The sequence below is a fragment of the Spirillospora sp. NPDC047418 genome (genome assembly GCF_040643275.1).
Lineage (GTDB): Bacteria > Actinomycetota > Actinomycetes > Streptosporangiales > Streptosporangiaceae > Spirillospora.
In genome coordinates this window covers 67,306-87,339 of sequence record NZ_JBEYTW010000028.1, presented here as the reverse complement: position 1 = coordinate 87,339, position 20,034 = coordinate 67,306, and the positions used below count along the sequence as shown (strand labels likewise).

Sequence of the window (20,034 nt, the reverse complement as noted above, 5' to 3'; positions counted from 1 at the left end):
TCCCGTTTCCCCTGATCCGCGCCTTGCGATCTTCGAACACGCGTTCCATACTGGCCGGATCAGTGATCGTTCACATGTTCGAAGGAGGTAGGGGTGCGCTGGGACCACCTGCGGCTGGACGGCGACACCGCGGCGCCGGGCGGGCCCCGGCCGCCGCTGATCGAGCGGCGGGCCGTCGCGCGGACGATCGACACCCCCGAGTTCCGCGGCATGACCTTCTACGAGGTCCACGCCAGGACGGTCCTCAACCGGGTCCCCGAAGCCTCCCGCGTCCCGTTCCGCTGGACGATCAACCCCTACCGGGGCTGCTCCCATGCCTGTATTTACTGCTTCGCCCGGAAAACCCACGAATACCTGGACATGGACGCGGGTGCGGACTTCGATTCGCGGATCATGGTGAAGGTGAACGCCGCCGAGCGCGTCCGGGCGGAGCTCGCGGCGCCGCGGTGGCGGGGCGAGCACATCGCGATGGGCACCAACGTCGACTGCTACCAGCGCGCCGAGGGCCGCTACCGGCTGATGCCGGGCATCCTCGCGGCACTGCGGGACGCCGCCAACCCGTTCTCCATCCTGACCAAGGGCTCGCTCATCCTGCGCGACCTGCCCCTGCTGCGGGAGGCCGCCGCCCGCACCGAGGTGGGCACCGCGGTCTCGGTCGGCTCCGTCGACCCCGACCTGTGGCGCCTGGTCGAACCGGGCACCCCGCCGCCGCGCCGCCGCCTGGAGGTCTGCGCCGCGCTCAACGACGCCGGCATCGGCTGCGGCGTGCTGATGGGCCCGGTCCTGCCCTACCTGTCGGACTCCCCCGCCCAGCTGGACGCCGCCGTCCGGCAGATCGCCGACGCGGGCGCCACGTCGGTGTCGGCGATCACGCTGCACCTGCGCCCCGGCGCCCGCGAATGGTTCCTGGCGTGGCTGCGCGAGCACCGCCCCGACCTGGTCGTCCCCTACGCGCGCCTGTACCGCGGCGGCGCCTACGCCCCCCGCGACTACCAGCGGCGCATCTCCCGCCGGGTCGCCGACCTCGCCGCCGAATACGGCATCGGCGGCCGCGCACGGCACCGCCCCGCCCTCCCCCCGCCGCCCGCACCCCCGCAGCAGCTGTCCCTCCTGTGAGCCCGCCCCTCCCGAACCCGGCCGGCAGCGGGCGGGCGGCCGGGCGGGCGGGGTCAGGCGGGCTCGGGGTCTAGTTCGACCGGTTCGGCGATGACGTCGACCATCGCGCCGTTGCGCAGGACGGTGACGGGCAGCGGACGGCCGATCGCGTCGGCGAACATCAGCTTCTGCAGCGACTGGGCGTGCGAGACCGGCGCGCCGCCGGCGGTGAGGACCAGGTCGCCGCGCCGCAGCCCGGCGCGGTCGGCGGGGCTGCCGGGCACGACCTCGGCGACGCGCAGCGCCTCGTCCTGCCCGGTCCGGGCCCGCAGCGCCGCCGGCACCGGGACCGGGGCGGCGGCCAGGCCGAGGAACGCGCGGCGGACGCGGCCGTCGCGGATCAGCGCGGCGATGATGCGGCGGGTGGTGGCGTTGATCGGCACGGCCAGGCCGAGACCGATCCCGGCGACGGCGGTGGCGACGCCGACGACGCGGCCGCCCGCGTCGGCGAGCGCGCCGCCGGAGTTGCCGGGGTTGAGGGCGGCGTCGGTCTGGATGACGTCCTCGATGACGCGGACGGCGGTACCGGCGCGGGTGGCCTGCCGCGTCGGCAGGGACCGGCCGAGCGCCGACACCACCCCGGCGGTGACCGACCCGGCGAGCCCGAGGGGGTTGCCGACGGCGACGACGAGCTGCCCCACGACCAGGGCGTCGGCGTCGCCGAGGGTCACCGGGCCGGGGGTCGGGCCGTCGGCGCGGACCACGGCCAGGTCCGACAGGGGGTCGGTGCCGACAACGGTGAAGTCGGCGGTGTCGCCGCCGGAGAAGGCGGCCTGACCGCCGGCGGCGCGGCCGACGACATGGGCGTTGGTCAGCAGGAACCCGTCGCCGGTGAACGCCAGGGCCGACCCGGATCCCTCGCCGCGGCGGTCCCGGACCCGCAGCGCCGCCACACGCGGGGTCAGCTCCCGCGCCACGGCCGACACCACCCGCGAGTAGGCGTCCAGCGGCTCGTCCATGACACCTCCCGAATGATTACAGCGTTACACGGTAACCATGGAAGCGGAAGAGGTGTTCCGGGTCACAGGCCGCAGCCTCACAGGTCGGAGCCTCACAGGTCGGAGCGCAGGATCCCGTACAGCACCTCGTCGTGGTAGCGGCCGCCCACGAAGCCGTAACCGCGCATCACCCCCTCCCGGGTGAACCCCGCCTTCTCCAGGGCGCGCTGCTCGGCGGTGTTGGCCACGTCGGTCTCGGCCTGGATCCGGTGGACGGTGGTGTGCGCGAACAGGTACTCCACCAGCAGCCGCTGCGCACGCGTCCCCGCGCCCCTCCCCCGCGCCCCGGGCATCAGCGCGATCCCGATGCTCCAGCACCACGACCGCGCCGTCGTGGTCACCCGGCGGTAGGACACCAGCCCGAGCCGGTCGCCGCCCGCGGCGACCAGCAGGGTGCCGGTGTCCTCACCGAGCATCCCGTCGTCCTCCCAGCGGCGCCGGAACCGGCGGGGATCGAACCAGCCCTCCCACAGGAACGGCCCGGCCAGCCCGGGGTCGGTCCGCAGCCGCTCGATGAACGGCAGATCGTCCTCGGCGACGGGCCGCAGCCGCACAGGATCGTCCATGGGGTCGACCGTAGGGCGGCGCGGCCGCGGGCACCACCGGGTTTCACCGCAGCGTCGACAGGCCCCCGTCGACGTGCAGGACCTGCCCGGTGACGTAGGACGCGCGGTCCGACAGCAGGAACACCGCCGCGTCCGCGACCTCCCACGCCGTGCCCTGCCGGTGCATCGGGATCAGCCGGGCGACCTGGTCGCGGGAGGCGTTGCCGGACGAGGCGTCCCGCCCCATCACCGTGTCGATCAGGCCCGGCGCCACCACGTTCGCGCGGATCCCGCGCGGCGCCCCCTCGGCCGCGATGTGCCGCACCAGCCCCGTCAGGCCCGCCTTCGAGGCGTCGTAGGACGGCGACCGCGAACCCGGTTTCGTCCCCGCGAGCGACCCGATGAACACCAGCGACCCCCCGGCCTCCAGCGCCGGCATCGCGGCCTTGCCGACCAGGAACGGGGCGCGCAGGTTCACGTGCAGGACCCGGTCCCAGTCGGCCAGGGCCGTCCCGGCCAGCCCGTACCCGATCCCGATCCCGGCGTTGAACACCACCCCGTCCAGCCCGCCGAGCCCCTCCCCGGCCCGTGTCACCACGCGGTCGCAGGCCGCCGGGTCGGTGACGTCGGCCACCACCGTGCACGCCCGCCCGCCCTCGCCCTCGACCATCGCGGCGGTCTCCCCCGCCGCGTGCTCGTCGACGTCCGCGCACGCCACCGCCGCGCCCTCCCGGGCCGCGGCCACCGCGATCGCGCGGCCGTTGCCGACCGGCGCGCCGGGGTCGGCGCTCGGCCGCGTCCCCGCGCCGACGACCAGGATCCGGCGTCCGGCCAGCAGCCCGCCGGAGGGGCGAAGATCAGGCATGTCCGGCACCGTAGCCGACACCGCCCGTTCCCGCCCAGACCCGTTCCGCCCCGCGGGCACCGGGCGGCTAAGGTGCGGGGCATGGCAGCAGGCACGGCAGGGGCCGCGGCAGTGGGAACGGCGGCGGCCGCTCCCGGGGAGCCGGTCGTCGTCGAACGCGCCGCCGGCGTCGGCGGCGAGCTGGTGCTGCGCCGCGCCGGCGCCCACTACGAGATCATCAGCAACGGCGTGTTCCTCATGGATACCCGCAACGGCGAGTCCGAGCGGACCCTGGTCCGCACCGCCGTGCAGGGGCTGGACGCGCCGGTGCGGCTGCTCATCGGCGGCCTCGGCGTCGGGTTCTCCCTCGCCGAGGCCCTCACCCTGTCCGCGGTGACGCACGTCACCGTCGTCGAACGCGAACCCGCCGTCGTCCGCTGGCACGCCGGGCCGCTGCGCCCCTGGTCGGCCGGAGCACTCGACGACCCCCGCGTCACCGTCCGCCGCGCCGACCTCCTCGACGTCGTCGCCGGCCCCGCCGCCGGCCCCTTCGACGCCCTGTGCCTGGACATCGACAACGGCCCCGACTGGACCGTCACCCCCGGCAACGCTCGCCTCTACGCCCCCGCCGGCCTGGACCTCCTCGCCCGCCTGCTGACCCCGCGCGGCGTCCTCGCGGTGTGGAGCGCGAACGCCGCGCCCGCGTTCGAGGCCCTGCTGCGCGGCCGGTTCGCCCGGGTGGACGCCCGGCCGGTGCCCGTGCCGCGCGGCGAACCCGACGTCGTGTACCTCGCCTCCCGCCCCGCCCGGTGACCGGCCCCGGCGGGCCGGCCCCTACAAAGCGGCGCCGCTCGTTTTGGCGGCCCACCTGATCCGCCCCCGAAGACCAGTTCGCTAGGTTTCGGCCTGACAAAACCTTTTTGGGAGGATCTGTGGCTACTGCCCACGCAACCCAGCGGCGCCCCGCCGTCCTGGGCGACCTGCTGCCCGGTTCACTGGCCCGCGACGCCGCCCTCGTCGCCGGCGCCGCCGCGTTCGTCGGCGTCGCCGCGCAGCTCGCGGTCCCGCTGCCCGGAACCCCCGTCCCCGTCACCGGGCAGACCTTCGCCGTCCTGCTCGCCGGCGCCGCCCTCGGCACCGGCCGCGCCGCCCTCGGCATGCTCGTCTACCTGCTCGCCGGCATGGCCGGCGTCCCCTGGTTCACCGACGGCACCTCCGGCGCCGACTTCCCCACCCTCGGCTACATCATCGGGTTCATCGCCGCCGCCGCCGTCGTCGGACGCCTGGCCGAACACGGCGGCGACCGCACACCGCTGCGCACCATCGGCACCATGCTGATCGGCACCGCCATCATGTACGCCGCCGGCGTCCCCTACCTGATGGCCGCCCTGAACATCGACCTCGCCAAGGCCGCCGACCTCGGCATGACGCCCTTCCTGGCCGGCGACGCGCTCAAGGTCCTGCTGGCCGCCGGACTGCTGCCCGCCGCCTGGAAGCTCACCGGCGCCGCCCGCCGCTGACCCGCCCCGTCCGTCCCGCCCCCGGCGCCCGCGCATGGGGACGGGACGGACGGGCATATCCGCCGCACACCGCCCGCCCGGCGCACGGCACCCGCCGGTGTGGCGCACACCTCACCCCGCACCCCCGCCCCCACCGTTTGAACAGGTTCAAATCTGGCGTACAGTGGCCCGTGTGAAGCTCGCCGTGACAGCACCGGACCGACTCACCGTCCGCACCGTCCCGGTCCCCGACCCGGGCGACCTCATCGCGCGGCTCCCGCACCCCTCCGCACTCGCCTGGATCCGCCACGGCCAGGGCATCGTCGGCTGGGGCGAGGCCGCCCGCCTCACCCTCCCCGGCGGCGAGGACCGCTTCACCGCCGCCGCCCGCATGCTCGGCGACCTGTTCGGCGCCGCCGCCGTCGACGACCCCGTCGCCGTCCCCGGCTCCGGACCCGTCGCCTTCGGCTCCTTCGGCTTCGACCCCAAATCCCCCGACTCCACCCTCATCGTCCCGCGCCGCATCCTCGGCCGCCGCGACGGCCGCGCCTGGCTCACCACCATCGGCGACGACACCGACCCCCTCACCCTCGCCAACCCGCCCCACCCGCCCACCGGCCTGCACTGGAGCGGCGGCGCCCGCACCGAGGACGACTGGAAGCACGCCGTCGCCACCGCCGTCGACCGCATCCGCGCCGGACGCCTCGGCAAGGTCGTCCTCGCCCGCGACCTCACCGCCCGCGCCACCGCCCCCATCGACGCCCGCGTCCTCCTGCAGCGCCTCGCCGCACGCTTCCCCGCCTGCTACACCTTCTCCTGCGCCGGCCTCGTCGGCGCCACCCCCGAACTCCTCATCCGCCGCACCGGCGACGACGTCCAATCCCTCGTCCTGGCCGGCACCACCCCACGCGGCACCACCCCCGACGACGACCGCGACCGCGCCCGCCGCCTCTTCCGCTCCGCCAAGGACCGCCAAGAGCACGCCTACGCCGCCGAAATGGTCCGCGACGCCCTCACCCCCCTGTGCGCCGACCTCACCGTCCCCGCCCGGCCCGAACTCCTCACCCTCCCCAACGTCCTGCACCTCGCCTCCCCCATCCACGGCCGCCTCACCGCCGACCGCTCCGTCCTGGACGTCGTCGCCGCCCTGCACCCCACCCCCGCCGTCTGCGGCACCCCCACCGACACCGCCCTCGACCTCATCCGCGAACTCGAGGGCATGGACCGCGGCCGCTACGCCGGCCCCGTCGGCTGGGTCGACGCCCGCGGCGACGGCGAATGGGGCATCGCACTGCGCTGCGCCGAGATCGACGGCACCCGCGCCCGCCTGTTCGCCGGCTGCGGCATCGTCGCCGACTCCGACCCCGCCGCCGAACTCGCCGAAGCCCACGCCAAGTTCCGCCCCATGCAGTACGCCCTCCAGGGCTGACCCCACCCGCGGACCGGGCACACTGGGACGATGCGCGCGAGCCGGCTGCTGTCCCTCCTGCTGCTCCTGCAGACCCGCGAACGCATGACCGCCCGCGAACTCGCCGCCGAACTCGAGGTCTCCGTCCGCACCGTCTACCGCGACGTCGAATCCCTCAGCACCGCCGGCGTCCCCGTCTACGCCGACCGCGGACCCGACGGCGGCTACCGCCTCCTCGGCGGATACCGCACCCGCCTCACCGGACTCACCGAAGCCGAAGCCGCCTCCCTCCCCCTGTCGGGCATCCCCGGACCCGCCACCCAGCTCGGCCTCGGCGACGTCCTCGCCGCCGAACTCAAACTCCTCGCCGCACTCCCGCCCGCCCTCCGCACCCGCGCCACCCGCATCCGCGAACGCTTCCACCTCGACGCACCCGGCTGGTTCCGCACCCCCGACGACGTCCCCCACCTGCACGCCATCGCCGACGCAGTCTGGAACCAGCACCCCATCCAGATCCGCTACCGCCGCTGGCAGCGCCCCCAGCAGGTCACCCGCACCCTCGAACCCCTCGGCGTCGTCCTCAAGGCCGGCTCCTGGTACCTCATCGCCCAACCCGCCGACACCACCGCGGAACCGCGGACCTACCGCATCTCACGCGTCCTGGCCCTCAGCGTCCTGCCCGACCGCTTCGACCGCCCCGCCGGATTCGACCTCGCCGCCCACTGGACCGCCTACACCGAACGCTTCGAAGCCGACTCCTACCCCGAGCACGCCACCGTCCTACTCTCCCCCGAAGGACTCACCCGCGCCCAGATCCTGCTCCCGCCCGCCATGGCCCGCGCCGCCCTCGACGCCCGGGCCGACGGGGCCGACGGGGCCGACCGCGACGCCGCCGACCCACCCGGCCCCCGCACATGGATCCGAGCCGTCCTCCCCATCGAATCCGTCCGCCACGCCCACGTCGAATTCCTCAAACTCGGCGCCGACGTCGAAGTCCTCGACCCGCCCGAACTCCGCGCCATGATCACCGCCACCGTCCGCGCACTCGCCGCCCGCTACACCCCCGCACCCACCCACCAGGGATGACGACCCCACCACCCGCACACCCGACGACCCCACCGCGCCCGGTACGGTCGTGTACAACCCCAGCACAGTGAGACGGAGGACGAAGCACCGTGGACGTCGAACGGACCGCTTTGCCCGGAATCGGCCTGCAGCACGTCATGACCACCGGCCGCGGCCGCCAACTCGGCGTCATCTCCCACCGCACCGGCCGCCGCGACCTGGTCATCTACGACAAAGAAGACCCCGACAGCTGCATCGCCACCGTCGCCCTCACCGCCGAAGAGGCCAACGCCATCGCCGAACTCCTCGGCACCGGACGCATCGTCGAACACCTCGCCGAACTCCACCGCCAGGTCGAAGGACTCATCACCGAGCAGTACCCCATCGCCGCCGGCTCCCCCTACGACGGACGCCCCCTCGGCGACACCCGCGCCCGCACCCGCACCGGCGCCTCCATCGTCGCCGTCGTCCGCGAAGGACAGGTCCTCGCCAGCCCCCGCCCCGACTTCACCTTCACCGCCGGCGACATCATCGTCGTCGTCGGCACCGGAGAAGGCACCTCCGCCGTCGCCCAGATCCTCGCGACCGGCTGACCGCGCATGCACGCAGCCGTCCAACTCATCGAACTCGGCGCCATCATCCTCGCCCTCGGACTGCTCGGCGCCGTCTCCGTCCGCTTCTCGATCTCCCCCATCCCCCTCTACCTCATCGCCGGCCTCGCCTTCGGCGCAGGCGGCATCCTCCCCCTCACCACCAGCGAGGAATTCGTCTCCATCGGCGCCGAAGTCGGCGTCATCCTCCTGCTGTTCAGCCTCGGCCTCGAATACACCGCCAGCGAACTCGTCGGCACCCTGCGCACCAACGCACCCACCGGCCTCGCCGACATCGCCCTCAACGCCGCCCCCGGCGTCGCCGCCGCCCTCCTGCTCGGCTGGGGCCCCGTCGCCGCCGTCGCCATGGGCGGCATCACCTACGTCACCTCCTCCGGCATCACCGCCAAAGTCATCGGCGACCTCGGCTGGATCGGCAACCGCGAAACCCCCGCCCTGCTCTCGGTCCTCGTCTTCGAAGACCTCACCATGGCCGCCTACCTGCCCATCCTCACCGCACTGCTCGCCGGCGCCGGACTCGTCGGCGGCGCCACCGCCCTCGCCATCGCCGCCGCCACCATCACCGTCATCCTCTACATCGCCCTCCGCCACGGAAAGCTCGTCGAACGCTTCGTCGCCAGCCCCAGCGAAGAAGTCCTCCTCCTCAAAGTCCTCGGCCTCACCCTCCTCGTCGCCGGCATCGCCCAGCGCCTCCAGGTCTCCGCCGCCGTCGGCGCCTTCCTCGTCGGCATCGCCCTGTCCGGCACCCTCGCCCACACCGCCCAGAAACTCCTCGCACCCCTGCGCGACCTCTTCGCCGCCGTCTTCTTCGTCTTCTTCGGCCTGCGCACCGACCCCGGCGATCTCCCGCCCGTCCTCGGCATCGCCGCGCTCCTCGCCGCCGCCGGCATCCTCACCAAGATGGCCACCGGCTGGATCGCCGCCCGCCGCGCCGGCGTCGCCACCACCGGACGCCTCCGCGCCGGCGCCGCCCTCGTCCCCCGCGGCGAGTTCAACATCGTCATCGCCGGACTCGCCGTCAGCGCCGGCACCAACCCCCGCCTCGGCCCCCTCGCCGCCGCCTACGTCCTCATCCTCGCCGTCGCCGGACCCGTCCTCGCCCGCGGCACCGAACCCGTCGCCGCCCGCCTGCGCAGCCGCCGCCACCAACGCCGCGCCCCGCAGACCGACGACGACGTCCCCGTCATCACCAGGCCCGCCCACACCGGCACCGGCCGCACCGCCACCGGCGACACCGGCCCCACACCCACGGTCTCCTGACCGCCCGCCTCACCCCGCCGGTGGCTGGCACCCCGGACACCAGAACAGGTTCCGCGACGCCACCTCCGCCGCCGCCACCGGCGTCCCGCACACCAGGCACGGCAACCCCGCACGCCGGTACACGTACACCTCACCACCATGGTCGTCCACCCGCGGCGGACGCCCCATCGCCTCCGGCGTGTGCTCCGGACGGACCGTGTCGATCCGCCCCACCCGGACTCCCTCCGCCATCAGCAGCACCAGATCGTCCCAGATCGCCGCCCACTGCCCCGCCGACACCCGCCGCCCCGGCAACCGCGGATCGATCCCCTGCCGGAACAGCACCTCCGCCCGGTAGATGTTCCCCGGCCCCGCCACCACCGACTGATCCATCAGCAGCACGGCGATCGGCGTCCGCGCCCGGCTGACCCGCCGCCACGCGAGCTCCGGATCGGCGTCCGCCCGCAGCGGATCGGGCCCCAGCCGGTCCCGCAGCAGCTTCACCTCGCCCGGCTCCAGCACCTCGCACGTGTTCGGACCCCGCAGATCCGCGAAATGCTCCCCGCCCACCAGCCGCAATCGCACCAGCCCCACCGGATCCGGAGCCGGCAGCGCCCCGAACCCGAACCTGCCGTAGATCCCCAGATGCACGTGCAACGTCAGCTCGTCGTCGAACCCCAGCAGCAGATGCTTGCCGTGCGCGTCCGCGTCCACCAGCACCCGCCCGTCCAGCCGCCGCGCCCCCTCGGCGAACCGCCCCTGCGGACTCGCGGCCGCGACGGCGAGGCCGCCGAACATCCGCTGATGATCGGCGGCCAGGCGATGAATCGTGTGTCCCTCGGGCATGGCCCGGAGCATAGCCCCGCCCCTACCGCAGCGGCTCCCCGATCTCCCGCATGTGACCCAGAGCCTGCCGGTACGACTCGACGAGACCCGTCTCGGTGTACGGAACGCCCACCGCCGCGCAGTGCTCCATCACCAGCGGCCGCACCCGCCGCAGGTTGCACCGCGGGATCCCCGGGAACAGGTGGTGCTCGATCTGGTAGTTCAGCCCGCCCATCAGCCAGTCGGTGAACACCCCGCCCCGCACGTTCCGCGACGTCAGCACCTGCCGCCGCAGATGCCCCCACCGCTCACCGGGCTCCGGCATCGCCATCCCCTTGTGGTTCGGCGCGAACACCGCCCCCAGATGCACCCCGAACAGCGCGTGCTGCACCGCGATCAACGCCACCGCCTGCGCCGGCGGCAGCAGCGTGAACGCCAGCGCCAGGTACCCCACCGCGTGGGCCAGCAGCAGACCACCCTCGACCAGCTGGTCGCGCCGGGACCGGCCGCGCAGGAACAGCACGCTCCCCACCTTGAGGTTGACGCCCTCCAGCGTCAGCAGCGGGAAGAACAGCGCCGCCTGATGCCGCGCCACCCACCGCAGCACGCCCCGCTTCCGCCCGGCCTGCTCCTGCGTCCACGCCAGCACGCCCTCCCCCACGTCCGGGTCCTTGCCCACATGGTTCGGATTGGCGTGGTGCCGGTTGTGCTTGTCGTTCCACCACCCGTGCCCCATCCCGAGCAGCAGGTTCCCCAGCAGCAGCCCCAGCCACCGGTTCCCCCGCGCGGACCGGGCGATCTGCCGGTGCCCCGCGTCATGCCCGAGGAACCCCATCCGTGCCGCCAGGACGGCGAGGGGGACGCCGAGCAGAACCGTCCACCAGCCGGCGCCCGCCCACGCCACGGCCCCCCACACCGCGGCCGTCGCGGCGAGGTTCAGCCCGATGGCCCGCGCGTAGTAGCCGCGGCGGCGCTCCAGCAGCCCGCTCTCGCGGACCCGCCGCGCCAGCGGTGCGAAGTCGCTGCCGGCCCGGCCCCCCGGCGTGGCGGACGACGGGGAGGGAGCGTGCAGGGTCGCGGGCATGAAGCCTCCAGTTCGAGTAGGAAGAACGGGTCCTCGAACGCTACGGAGCGTGAGGCCGTGCGGTCGCCACGCTGTGGAGCCAACTGTCCCCTGGCTCGCAGGTCCCGGTAGCGGCCCCCACGCCTCACCCCAAGGACGTCCTTCCCTCCAGAACGGGACCCTGCGTAAAAGTCCGCCCACCTCGCCCCTATAAGGTCATAAGTCATGGACGATGGCACGCGGTGGATCGAACTGGACGGAGCCGTCAACGCCCGGGACCTCGGCGGGCTCCCCACGGCCGACGGCAGGACCACCAGGCGGGGCTGCGTGCTCCGCTCCGACAACCTCCAGGACCTCTCGGTCACCGACGTCCGCATCCTGCTCGACGACTACGCCCTGAAGAACGTCATCGACCTGCGCAGCGAGGCCGAAGTACGCCTCGAGGGCCCCGGCCCCCTCACCCGCATACCGACCGTGACCGTCCACCATCTGTCGCTGTTCCCCGAGGCGGGCCGCCACACCGACGTCGCCGCCGACACGGCCGCCGACACCGACACCGACGTCGACGTGGACAAGGCGCTGCCCTGGCAGGACGACCGCTCCACCGGCCACTACCTGGGCTATCTGGCCGACCGCGGCGACTCCATCGTCGCCGCCCTGCGCGTCATGACCCGCACCGACGGCTCGTCACTGGTGCACTGCGCCGCCGGCAAGGACCGGACCGGCGTCGTCTGCGCCCTCACCCTCGACGTCGCGGGCGTCACGCGCGAGGCGATCGTCGCCGATTACGTCCAGACCGGCGAGCGCCTGGAGGCCGTCCTGGGCCGGCTGCGGGCCAGCGACACCTACGCCGCCGACCTGGACTCCCGTCCCGCCGACACCCACAAGCCGCACGCCGCCCTGATGGAGAAGCTGCTCGCCCGCGTCGACGAGGAGTTCGGCGGGACGCTCGGCTGGCTGGCCGGGCACGGCTGGACGTCCGAGGACACCGACGCCCTCCGCGACCGCCTCCTCACCCCCTGACCCTCCCGTCCGGCGAAACTCCAGACCTTCGACCTACCGAGAAGCCCGCGACGTCGTTGGGGTTTCATGAGGTTTTGGATCTGGAGGCAGTGCTCCCGCCCGGCACCTTTACATTGTAATTTGAAAGATGAAGTATTCGCGGGGCGCCGGCATGGACGGGCGGCCGGGTCAGGCGAGGGTCTCGCGGACGGCGGCCTGGGCCGCCTTGCGGATCTCGGCGTGCAGGGCCGCGTTCGCCTCCCTGTCGGTGCGGGCCTCGATGATCCGCAGCCCCTCCCCCACCATCGCCTTCGGCAGGTCCGCCGCGGCCTCCAGCCGCCGGTACGGGACGCCGTGCGCAGCGGCGACCGTCTCCACGTCCACCTGGTGCGGGGTGCCGAAGACCCGCTCGAACGGGCCGCGCAGCGCCGCCTGCGGCAGCAGCGAGAAGATCCCGCCGCCCCGGTTGTTCACCACGATGACCGCCAGGTCGGGGCGCCGGTCGTACGGGCCGACGATCAGGCCGTTCTGGTCGTGCAGGAACGCCAGGTCGCCGAGCAGCGCGTAGGAGCGGCCGCTGTGCGCCAGCGCGGCGCCCATCGCCGTCGAGATCAGCCCGTCGATGCCGCTCGCACCGCGGTTCGCCATGATCCGGATGCCGCGGCGCGGCCGCATCACCTGGTCCAGGTCCCGGATCGGCATGCTCGCCGCGGTGAACAGCAGCGACCCGCCCGGCAGCCCGGCGACCAGGTCGCGGGCCAGCCGCGGCTCGCTCACCTGCGGCACCGCGTCCAGCACCGCGTCCACCGCCGCCGCGGCGGCCAGGTCCGCGGCCCGCCACGACCGCAGCCACGCGTCGTCGCCCGACACGACCGGGATCTCCACCTCCGGCGCCACCTGCGTCGCCGACCGGACCGGGTCGGGCCAGCGCGCCAGGTCCGGCGCGAGGACGATGTGCTCCTCGGCGCGCCGCAGCAGCGACAGCAGCGGCCGCGACAGCCCCGGCTTGCCGAGCGTCACCACCACCTCGGGACGGTGCCGCTCCACGAACTCCGGGACGCCCAGCAGGAAATGGTGCGACGACAGCGCGTGGTCGCCGTAGCGGGCGTTGCCGTTCGGCTCCGCCAGCACGGGCCACCCCGCCATCGACGCAGCCGCCACGTACCGCTTGACGTTCGACGCCCCGTCCCCCACCACCAGCACGCCGCGGCGCGTCGGCGGGACGTGCAGCACCGACCCCGGCGTCGCCGGCCGCACCTTCGTCCACGCGCCCGTCGCGTCGCCGTCCAGGGGCTCGCACCACGTCTCGTCGCCGTCGGGGATCAGCGGCTCGCGGAACGCCGCGTTCAGGTGCACCGGCCCCGGCGACGGCGCCTGCGCCGCCCCCCACGCGCGGCTGACCAGCGACCGCCAGTACGCCACCATCCCGGGGCGGTTCTCCGGCACGCCGACCTCGGTGGCCCACCGCACCGCCGTCCCGTACAGCTTCACCTGGTCGATCGTCTGGTTCGCGCCGGTGTCGCGCAGCTCCGGCGGCCGGTCCGCGGTGAGCACGATCAGCGGGACGCCGGACTCGTGCGCCTCGATCACCGCCGGATGGAAGTTCGCCGCCGCCGTCCCCGACGTGCACACCAGCGCCACCGGGCGGCTCGACCGCTTCGCCAGGCCCAGCCCGAGGAACGACGCCGACCGCTCGTCGATCCGCACGTGCAGCCGCAGCCGCCCCGCCTCCTCGGCGGCCTGCAGCGCCAGCGCCAGCGGCGCCGACCGCGACCCCGGCGCCAGCACCGCGTCGCTCATCCCGCACCGCAGCAGCTCGTCGACCAGGACGGTCGCCAGCGCGGTCGCCGGGTTCACGGCGCCACCCCGATCACCGCCGCGCCGGCCAGGTGCTCCTGCGCGGCCAGGGCGCGGTCCCGCCACCCGCCGGCGGGCACCTCCCAGCGGCGCAGCGCCTCCTCGTCCGGCACGGGCCGCCGCACCTCGATCTCGCCCGCCACCGGCCGCAGCGGATCGTGCACCACGTCGCCCTCCAGCAGCGACAGCGTGCCCAGCCCGCACGCGTACGGCAGGTCCGGCAGCGCGGCCGCGAGGGCCACGCCCGCCGCCAGCCCCACCGACGTCTCCACCGCGCTCGACACCACCACCGGCAGCCCGCACGCCTCGGCGACCCGCAGCGCCGCCGCGACCCCGCCGAGCGGCTGCACCTTCAGCACCGCCACGTCGGCGGCCTCCGCCGCCCGCACCTTCAGCGGGTCCTCGGCGCGGCGGATCGACTCGTCCGCCGCGACGGGCACGTCCACCCGCCGCCGCACCCGCGCGAGCTCCTCCAGCGTCGCGCAGGGCTGCTCGGCGTACTCCAGCTCCCACCGGTCCAGCGCCCGGATCATCCGGGCGGCGTGGTCGACGTCCCAGCGGCCGTTCACGTCGATGCGCACGCGGCCGTCCGGCCCGATCGCGTCCCGGACGGCCTCGACCCGCGCCATGTCGTCGGCGTCGCCCTGCCCGCGCTCGGCGACCTTCACCTTCGCGGTGCGGCAGCCGGACTCCTTGGTCATCGCGAACGCCCGCTCCGGGTCCACCGCGGGGATCGTCACGTTCACCGGGATCCGGTCCCGGACGGGCGCGGGCCAGCCCTCGTGCGCGGCCTCCCGGGCGGCCGCCAGCCAGCGGGCGCACTCGGCCGGGCCGTACTCGGCGAACGGCGAGAACTCCCCCCACCCGGCGGGGCCCCGCACGAGCAGGCCGTCCCGCCGCGTCACACCGCGGAACCGCGTCCGCATCGGGATGGAGAAGACCCGCACCCGCCGAACCCCCTGACCTGCCGATGGTCTGCCCGCCGAAATCACGGTATTCCGGATCACGCCGTGCGTATGAACACTTAGTAGTACCACGGGAAACGCGACCAGTCGGGGTCCCGCTTCTCCAGGAACGAGTCGCGCCCCTCGGCCGCCTCGTCGGTGCCGTAGGCCAGCCGCGTCGCCTCGCCGGCGAACACCTGCTGCCCCACGAGACCGTCGTCGACCAGGTTGAACGCGAACTTCAGCATCCGCTGCGCCGTCGGGCTCTTGCCGTTGACCTTCCGCGCCCACTCCAGCGCCGTCGCCTCCAGCTCGGCGTGCGGGACGACCGCGTTGACCATGCCCATGCCGTGCGCGGCCTCGGCGTCGTAGGTGTCGCCGAGGAAGAAGATCTCGCGGGCGAACTTCTGCCCGACCTGCCGCGCCAGGTACGCCGACCCGAACCCGCCGTCGAAGCTCGCCACGTCGGCGTCGGTCTGCTTGAACCGGGCGTGCTCCCGGCTGGCGAGGGTCAGGTCGCACACCACGTGCAGGCTGTGGCCGCCGCCCGCCGCCCAGCCCGGCACCACGCAGATGACGACCTTGCCCATCATCCGGATCAGCCGCTGCACCTCCAGGATGTGCAGCCGCCCCGCCCGCGCCGGGTCGATCGTGTCGGACGTCTCGCCCTCGGCGTACCTGTAGCCGTCCTTGCCGCGGATGCGCTGGTCGCCGCCCGAGCAGAACGACCAGCCGCCGTCCTTCGGCGACGGCCCGTTGCCCGTCAGCAGCACGCACCCGATGTCGCTGGACATCCGCGCGTGGTCGAGCGCCCGGTACAGCTCGTCCACCGTGTGGGGGCGGAACGCGTTGCGCACCTCCGGGCGGTTGAACGCCACCCGCACCGTGCCGTGGTCGACGGCCCGGTGGTAGGTGATGTCGGTGAAGCCGAACCCCTCGACCTCTTTCCACGCGTTCGCGTCGAACAGCTCCGAGACCATGTGTTCCTCTCCCTGAAGCGCCCGCCCCGGCCGGGGTCGCGGGCGGTCGTGGCCCATTCAACCGCCTCCCCGTTTGAACGCGTTCAGCGGGGTCGTCTAGGCTGGCGAGATCATGGATCGCCCGCTGCACGCCGTCGTCCTGCCCCCCGGCCCCGCCCTCCTGGACGCCCTGGCGGACGCGCTCGACGGCGGTCCCGTGATCTGCCCGCTCTCCCCCGACCTGCCCGAGCCGGCCCTGCGCGCCCTGCTGGACGCCCTGGCCCCCGACGCGGTCGAGACGCCCGGCGGGCTCGTCCGCCGCTCCACCCCCGGGCGCGCGCGCACCGGCGGCGGCACGGACGTGCTGATCGCCACGTCCGGCTCCACCGGCGCCCCCAAGTTCGTCGAGCTGTCGGCGGACGCGCTGCGGCACTCCGCCGCCGGCACCCTGGCCCGCATCGAGGCCAAGCCGGACGACCGGTGGCTGTGCTGCCTGCCCACCAGCCACATCTCCGGCGTCCAGGTCCTCGTGCGTTCCCTGCTCGCCGGCACCGAGCCGGTCATCATGCCGCGCTTCGACGCCGCCGCGGTCGCGCGGGCGGACGGCTTGCACGTCTCCCTCGTCCCGACCCAGCTGCGCCGCCTGCTGGACACCGGCGCCGGCCTGTCGCGGCTCGGCGCGATCGTCCTCGGCGGCGCCGCCGCCGCGCCCGGCCTGCTCGCCGAGGCCCGCGAGCGCGGCGCCCGCGTGTTCACCACCTACGGCATGAGCGAGACCTGCGGCGGCTGCGTCTACGACGGGACGCCCCTGGACGGCATGCGCGTCGGGCTGGGCGACGGCGGCCGGATCCGGCTGGCCGGCCCGTCCCTGTTCACCGGCTACCGGCTGCGCCCCGAGCTGACCGCCGAGGCCAGGGACGGCGACTGGTTCGTCACCCAGGACCTCGGCGCGATCGAGGACGGCCGGCTCCGCGTGCGCGGCCGCGTCGACGACGTCATCAACACCGGCGGGGAGAAGGTCGTCGCCGGGGAGGTCGCCGCCGCGCTGTCGCGGCACCCGGCGGTCCGCGACGTCGTCGTGGTCGGACGGCCCGACCCCGAATGGGGCGAGCGCGTCACCGCCGTCGTCGTCCCCGCGGCCCCGGCCCTGCCGGAGCTGACCGAACTGCGCGCCCTCGTCCGCGCGACGATGCCCGCCTACGCCGCCCCCCGCGAGCTGGACCTGGTGGAGGAGATCCCGCTGCTGGCGTCCGGGAAACCCGACCGCGCCCGCCTGCGCCTCCCCGGCTCCCCCACCCCGCCGCGCATGACACCGTGATCGAGCGGGGAGAGGGTGACCATGGCCGGACGGCGCAGCGGGCAGGACTAGTACGGCGAGCACGAGGAGAGCAAGGAGAACGAGGGCGTTCCGACCTTGCTGCCTCCTGGCCAATCCAACATACAGCCCAATCTCGGAAAGTGAATACATCACTACAGAGCGTTGACAGTCTGGTAAAGTGGCACCGTTGGGTACCGCCGGACGGGCGGGAACGGAGCTCTAACCAGCTCGCAAGCCTGTGGAGATCAGGTAAGACCACCACCGGTGGCGCAGGTCCGTGAAGCAGGAAGCCGTGGTGGCGCCACATCTTGTGGTGCGGACCTAATCCTCAGGCCCCGGCCCGAGGAGCACGTCAAATCTGGACGCTGCTGGCAAGCAGCGAATCCTCAAACGGGGACCAGATCGAGCGGCCGTCGCGGGGAAGAGACCGAATCAATCTCGAGTCGGTGATCCTCACCGTGGCGGCCGCTTACCGGGGAGGGGATCTCCTGACAGCAGGCGGTCCGGCAGGTCCGCGCCGCCGCCCGCGCCGAGGACCTGCCGATGCTCGCCCACATCCGGCGGACCGACGAGCCCACCTCGGTCAGCGTCCTGCTGGAGGACTCGGCCGCCCTCATCGGCGTCCTGATCGCCGCGGGCGCGCTCGGCCTGCACCGGCTGACGGGCTCGGCGACCTGGGACGGCATCGGGTCGCTGCTCATCGGCGTGCTGCTCACCGCCGTCGCGCTGGTCCTCGGCCGCATCAACCTCAACCTGCTGACCGGGACCTAGGCCGACCCCCGGATCGTCGCCGACGTCCGCGCCCGCCTCGGCGCGGCGCCCGAGGTCGAGTGGGTCGTGGACATCATCACCGTGACGTTCGGCGCCGACCGCGTCCTCGCCTGCGCCCGGCTGGACTTCCGCGACGACCTCACCGCCGGCGACGTCGAGCGCGCCTGCGTCCGGATGGCGCGCGAACTGCACGACGCCCACGAGGAGATCGACGAGGTGTTCCTCGAACCGGTCCCCCGGGACGATCCTGAGCTGCGGGAACGCGTCATCGCGCGGTACGGCGGGCCGCTGCGGCAGCAGGAGTCCGGCGGGTAGTGTCGTTCGTCACGCCGCCGTTCGTCACGCCGCCGCGGCCCGGCGCCTTTACGTAGTAAGGTCAGATCGGTTCTGGTCAGAGGTATGAAACGGCCCATTCCGGGCACCTGCAGCGTCTGGATCGTTCCTCCGCGATCCTCCGGCGGGCCGCCGGTCGCACGGGTCTGGGAACAATGACCCGGTCGTGCGACGTTCCGATAAGTGCGTGCGCCACCAGCGAACAACAATCCGCGCCGCACTCAGACACCGAAGGGAGGGGGGTGTCCCCATGCCGCGAAGCGCCGTCGAGACCCCGCTCACGGAGTCGGCGGGCCCCGCGCTCAACGAGCTCCTCAAGCGTGGCCGGGCCCAAGGACGCCTCTCGCTCGACGAGGTGCGAGGGGCCTTCGAGAGCGCCGGGATCAGCCCGGCCCAGGGCCGCTCGATCCTGCGCGAGCTGTCGGAGGCCGGCATCAGCCTGGCCGGCGAGCCGGACACCGTCCGCAAGATGGCCGCGGCCGTCGACCACGACGGCGGCGAGACCGCCCAGGCGACGCCCTCCCCCGCCAAGAAGCGCGCCGCACGCAAGTCGGCGGCCGCGTCCAAGACCCCGGCCAAGGCCGCCGGCGAGGCCGCCAAGCCCGCCGCGGACACCGCGGGCGACGGCGGGTTCGAGGTCACCGAGGTCGAGGCCGCCGAGGCCCCCGCCGACCTGGACGACCACTCGACCGCCATGGGCGACTCCGTCCACACCTACCTCAAGGCCATCGGCCGCCGCCAGCTGCTCACCGCCGAGCAGGAGGTCGACCTCGCCAAGCGCATCGAGGCCGGGCTGTACGCCGAGCACAAGCTGGAGACCGCCGACCTCTCCCGCGCCCTGCGCGCCGACCTGGAATGGGTCGCCGCCGACGGCCGCCGCGCCAAGGCCCACATGCTGGAGGCCAACCTCCGGCTCGTGGTGTCGGTCGCCAAGAAGTACTCCGACCGCGGCCTGTCGCTGCTGGACGTCGTCCAGGAGGGCAACCTCGGCCTGATCCGCGCCGTGGAGAAGTTCGACTACTCCAAGGGCTACAAGTTCTCCACCTACGCGATGTGGTGGATCCGGCAGGCCATACAGCGCGGCTTCGCCGACTCGGCCCGCACGATCCGGCTGCCCGTGCACGTGCTGGAGATGCTCAGCAAGCTGAGCCGCGTCGAGCGCGACATGCACCAGCGGCTCGGCCGCGAGCCCACCCCCGAGGAACTGGCCGTCGAACTGGACAAGAGCCCCGAGCAGGTCCGCGAGCTGCTGCGCACCAGCCGCCAGCCGATCAGCCTGGACTCCACCATCGGCGAGGACGGCGAGACCCGCATCGGCGACCTCATCGAGGACACCGACAGCCCCGAGGCGTCCGAGCTCGTCGACCGCCAGCTCATGGCCGACCAGCTGCGCCGCACCCTGGACATCCTGTCCCCCCGCGAGGCCAAGATCATGGCGATGCGGTTCGGGCTGTACGACGGGACGCCGCGCACCCTGGACGAGATCGGCAAGGCCCTCGGGCTGACCCGCGAGCGGATCCGGCAGCTGGAGAAGGAGTCGCTGTCCAAGCTGCGGCACCCGAGCAACGCCCGCCCGCTTCTGGACTTCGCCGTCTGAC

20 protein-coding genes are annotated in these 20,034 nt (G+C 73.9%); 12 read left to right on the top strand and 8 right to left on the bottom strand.

Annotated elements, in window-relative coordinates:
* The first annotated feature begins 93 nt into the window (after positions 1-93).
* Entirely contained in the window at positions 94-1,116 is a 1,023-nt protein-coding gene (locus ABZ806_RS19620) for an Rv2578c family radical SAM protein (RefSeq protein WP_500218741.1), read from the top strand.
* A gap of 53 nt (positions 1,117-1,169) precedes the next feature.
* On the opposite strand, the gene ABZ806_RS19615 is transcribed toward ABZ806_RS19620, so the two are convergent.
* The 3 genes from ABZ806_RS19615 to ABZ806_RS19605 all read right to left on the bottom strand — a co-directional run bounded on the left by ABZ806_RS19615 (position 1,170) and on the right by ABZ806_RS19605 (position 3,563).
* Complete coding sequence (locus ABZ806_RS19615; RefSeq protein ID WP_500218740.1) at positions 1,170-2,114, bottom strand: S1C family serine protease; 945 nt, start codon at positions 2,112-2,114, stop codon at positions 1,170-1,172.
* 92 nt (positions 2,115-2,206) lie between these two features.
* Positions 2,207-2,719 (bottom strand): GNAT family N-acetyltransferase, encoded by a 513-nt coding sequence (locus ABZ806_RS19610; protein ID WP_500218739.1) that lies wholly within the window; start codon positions 2,717-2,719, stop codon positions 2,207-2,209.
* A 43-nt stretch (positions 2,720-2,762) separates the two neighbouring features.
* The gene (locus tag ABZ806_RS19605) at positions 2,763-3,563 is read right to left on the bottom strand and encodes an SDR family NAD(P)-dependent oxidoreductase (RefSeq protein ID WP_500218738.1); all 801 of its coding nucleotides are present in this window, start codon (positions 3,561-3,563) and stop codon (positions 2,763-2,765) included.
* Positions 3,564-3,644: 81 nt separating this feature from the next.
* Here ABZ806_RS19605 and ABZ806_RS19600 point away from each other — a divergent pair, with 81 nt between their 5' ends.
* From ABZ806_RS19600 to ABZ806_RS19575, 6 genes are all read left to right on the top strand, one after another.
* The gene (locus ABZ806_RS19600; protein ID WP_500218737.1) at positions 3,645-4,355 is read left to right on the top strand and encodes a spermidine synthase family protein; all 711 of its coding nucleotides are present in this window, start codon (positions 3,645-3,647) and stop codon (positions 4,353-4,355) included.
* Between the two features lie 119 nt (positions 4,356-4,474).
* Positions 4,475-5,062 (top strand): biotin transporter BioY, encoded by a 588-nt coding sequence (locus tag ABZ806_RS19595; RefSeq protein WP_500218736.1) that lies wholly within the window; start codon positions 4,475-4,477, stop codon positions 5,060-5,062.
* A gap of 172 nt (positions 5,063-5,234) precedes the next feature.
* Positions 5,235-6,470 (top strand): isochorismate synthase, encoded by a 1,236-nt coding sequence (locus ABZ806_RS19590; protein ID WP_500218735.1) that lies wholly within the window; start codon positions 5,235-5,237, stop codon positions 6,468-6,470.
* 30 nt (positions 6,471-6,500) lie between these two features.
* On the top strand, positions 6,501-7,535 hold the full coding sequence (locus ABZ806_RS19585) for a helix-turn-helix transcriptional regulator (protein ID WP_500218734.1): 1,035 nt from the start codon (positions 6,501-6,503) through the stop codon (positions 7,533-7,535).
* An 89-nt stretch (positions 7,536-7,624) separates the two neighbouring features.
* Positions 7,625-8,107: a cation:proton antiporter regulatory subunit gene (locus ABZ806_RS19580; protein WP_500218733.1), complete on the top strand. Its 483-nt coding sequence runs from the start codon at positions 7,625-7,627 to the stop codon at positions 8,105-8,107.
* A 6-nt stretch (positions 8,108-8,113) separates the two neighbouring features.
* Positions 8,114-9,385, top strand: coding sequence for a cation:proton antiporter (locus tag ABZ806_RS19575; RefSeq protein ID WP_500218732.1), 1,272 nt, complete (start codon positions 8,114-8,116; stop codon positions 9,383-9,385).
* 9 nt (positions 9,386-9,394) lie between these two features.
* Here the strand turns inward: ABZ806_RS19575 and ABZ806_RS19570 are convergent, their stop codons facing one another.
* Positions 9,395-10,210, bottom strand: a complete 816-nt coding sequence (locus tag ABZ806_RS19570) for an Fpg/Nei family DNA glycosylase (RefSeq protein WP_500218731.1) — start codon at positions 10,208-10,210, stop codon at positions 9,395-9,397.
* A 22-nt stretch (positions 10,211-10,232) separates the two neighbouring features.
* Complete coding sequence (locus tag ABZ806_RS19565) at positions 10,233-11,273, bottom strand: fatty acid desaturase family protein (RefSeq protein ID WP_500218730.1); 1,041 nt, start codon at positions 11,271-11,273, stop codon at positions 10,233-10,235.
* Positions 11,274-11,477: 204 nt separating this feature from the next.
* Between ABZ806_RS19565 and ABZ806_RS19560 the strand changes: the two genes are divergently transcribed.
* Complete coding sequence (locus tag ABZ806_RS19560) at positions 11,478-12,275, top strand: tyrosine-protein phosphatase (RefSeq protein WP_500218729.1); 798 nt, start codon at positions 11,478-11,480, stop codon at positions 12,273-12,275.
* A gap of 168 nt (positions 12,276-12,443) precedes the next feature.
* On the opposite strand, the gene menD is transcribed toward ABZ806_RS19560, so the two are convergent.
* Genes menD through ABZ806_RS19545 form a run of 3 tightly spaced genes read right to left on the bottom strand, consistent with a single transcriptional unit; the run spans position 12,444 to position 16,035 of the window.
* Positions 12,444-14,111, bottom strand: a complete 1,668-nt coding sequence (gene menD / locus ABZ806_RS19555) for a 2-succinyl-5-enolpyruvyl-6-hydroxy-3-cyclohexene-1-carboxylic-acid synthase (protein ID WP_500218728.1) — start codon at positions 14,109-14,111, stop codon at positions 12,444-12,446.
* Positions 14,108-15,103 (bottom strand): o-succinylbenzoate synthase, encoded by a 996-nt coding sequence (locus tag ABZ806_RS19550; protein ID WP_500218749.1) that lies wholly within the window; start codon positions 15,101-15,103, stop codon positions 14,108-14,110. Before ABZ806_RS19550 ends, menD begins: the two co-directional genes overlap by 4 nt.
* Before the next feature lie 32 nt (positions 15,104-15,135).
* Positions 15,136-16,035 (bottom strand): 1,4-dihydroxy-2-naphthoyl-CoA synthase, encoded by a 900-nt coding sequence (locus ABZ806_RS19545; RefSeq protein WP_500218727.1) that lies wholly within the window; start codon positions 16,033-16,035, stop codon positions 15,136-15,138.
* Between the two features lie 112 nt (positions 16,036-16,147).
* Between ABZ806_RS19545 and ABZ806_RS19540 the strand changes: the two genes are divergently transcribed.
* The 4 genes from ABZ806_RS19540 (at position 16,148) to ABZ806_RS19525 (ending at position 20,033) form a co-directional block, all read left to right on the top strand.
* Positions 16,148-17,332, top strand: coding sequence for an AMP-binding protein (locus tag ABZ806_RS19540; protein ID WP_500218726.1), 1,185 nt, complete (start codon positions 16,148-16,150; stop codon positions 17,330-17,332).
* Positions 17,333-17,875: 543 nt separating this feature from the next.
* The gene (locus ABZ806_RS19535) at positions 17,876-18,103 is read left to right on the top strand and encodes a hypothetical protein (RefSeq protein WP_500218725.1); all 228 of its coding nucleotides are present in this window, start codon (positions 17,876-17,878) and stop codon (positions 18,101-18,103) included.
* A gap of 66 nt (positions 18,104-18,169) precedes the next feature.
* On the top strand, positions 18,170-18,418 hold the full coding sequence (locus ABZ806_RS19530; RefSeq protein ID WP_500218724.1) for a hypothetical protein: 249 nt from the start codon (positions 18,170-18,172) through the stop codon (positions 18,416-18,418).
* A gap of 268 nt (positions 18,419-18,686) precedes the next feature.
* Positions 18,687-20,033: an RNA polymerase sigma factor gene (locus ABZ806_RS19525; RefSeq protein ID WP_500218723.1), complete on the top strand. Its 1,347-nt coding sequence runs from the start codon at positions 18,687-18,689 to the stop codon at positions 20,031-20,033.
* The last annotated feature ends 1 nt before the right edge of the window (position 20,034 follow it).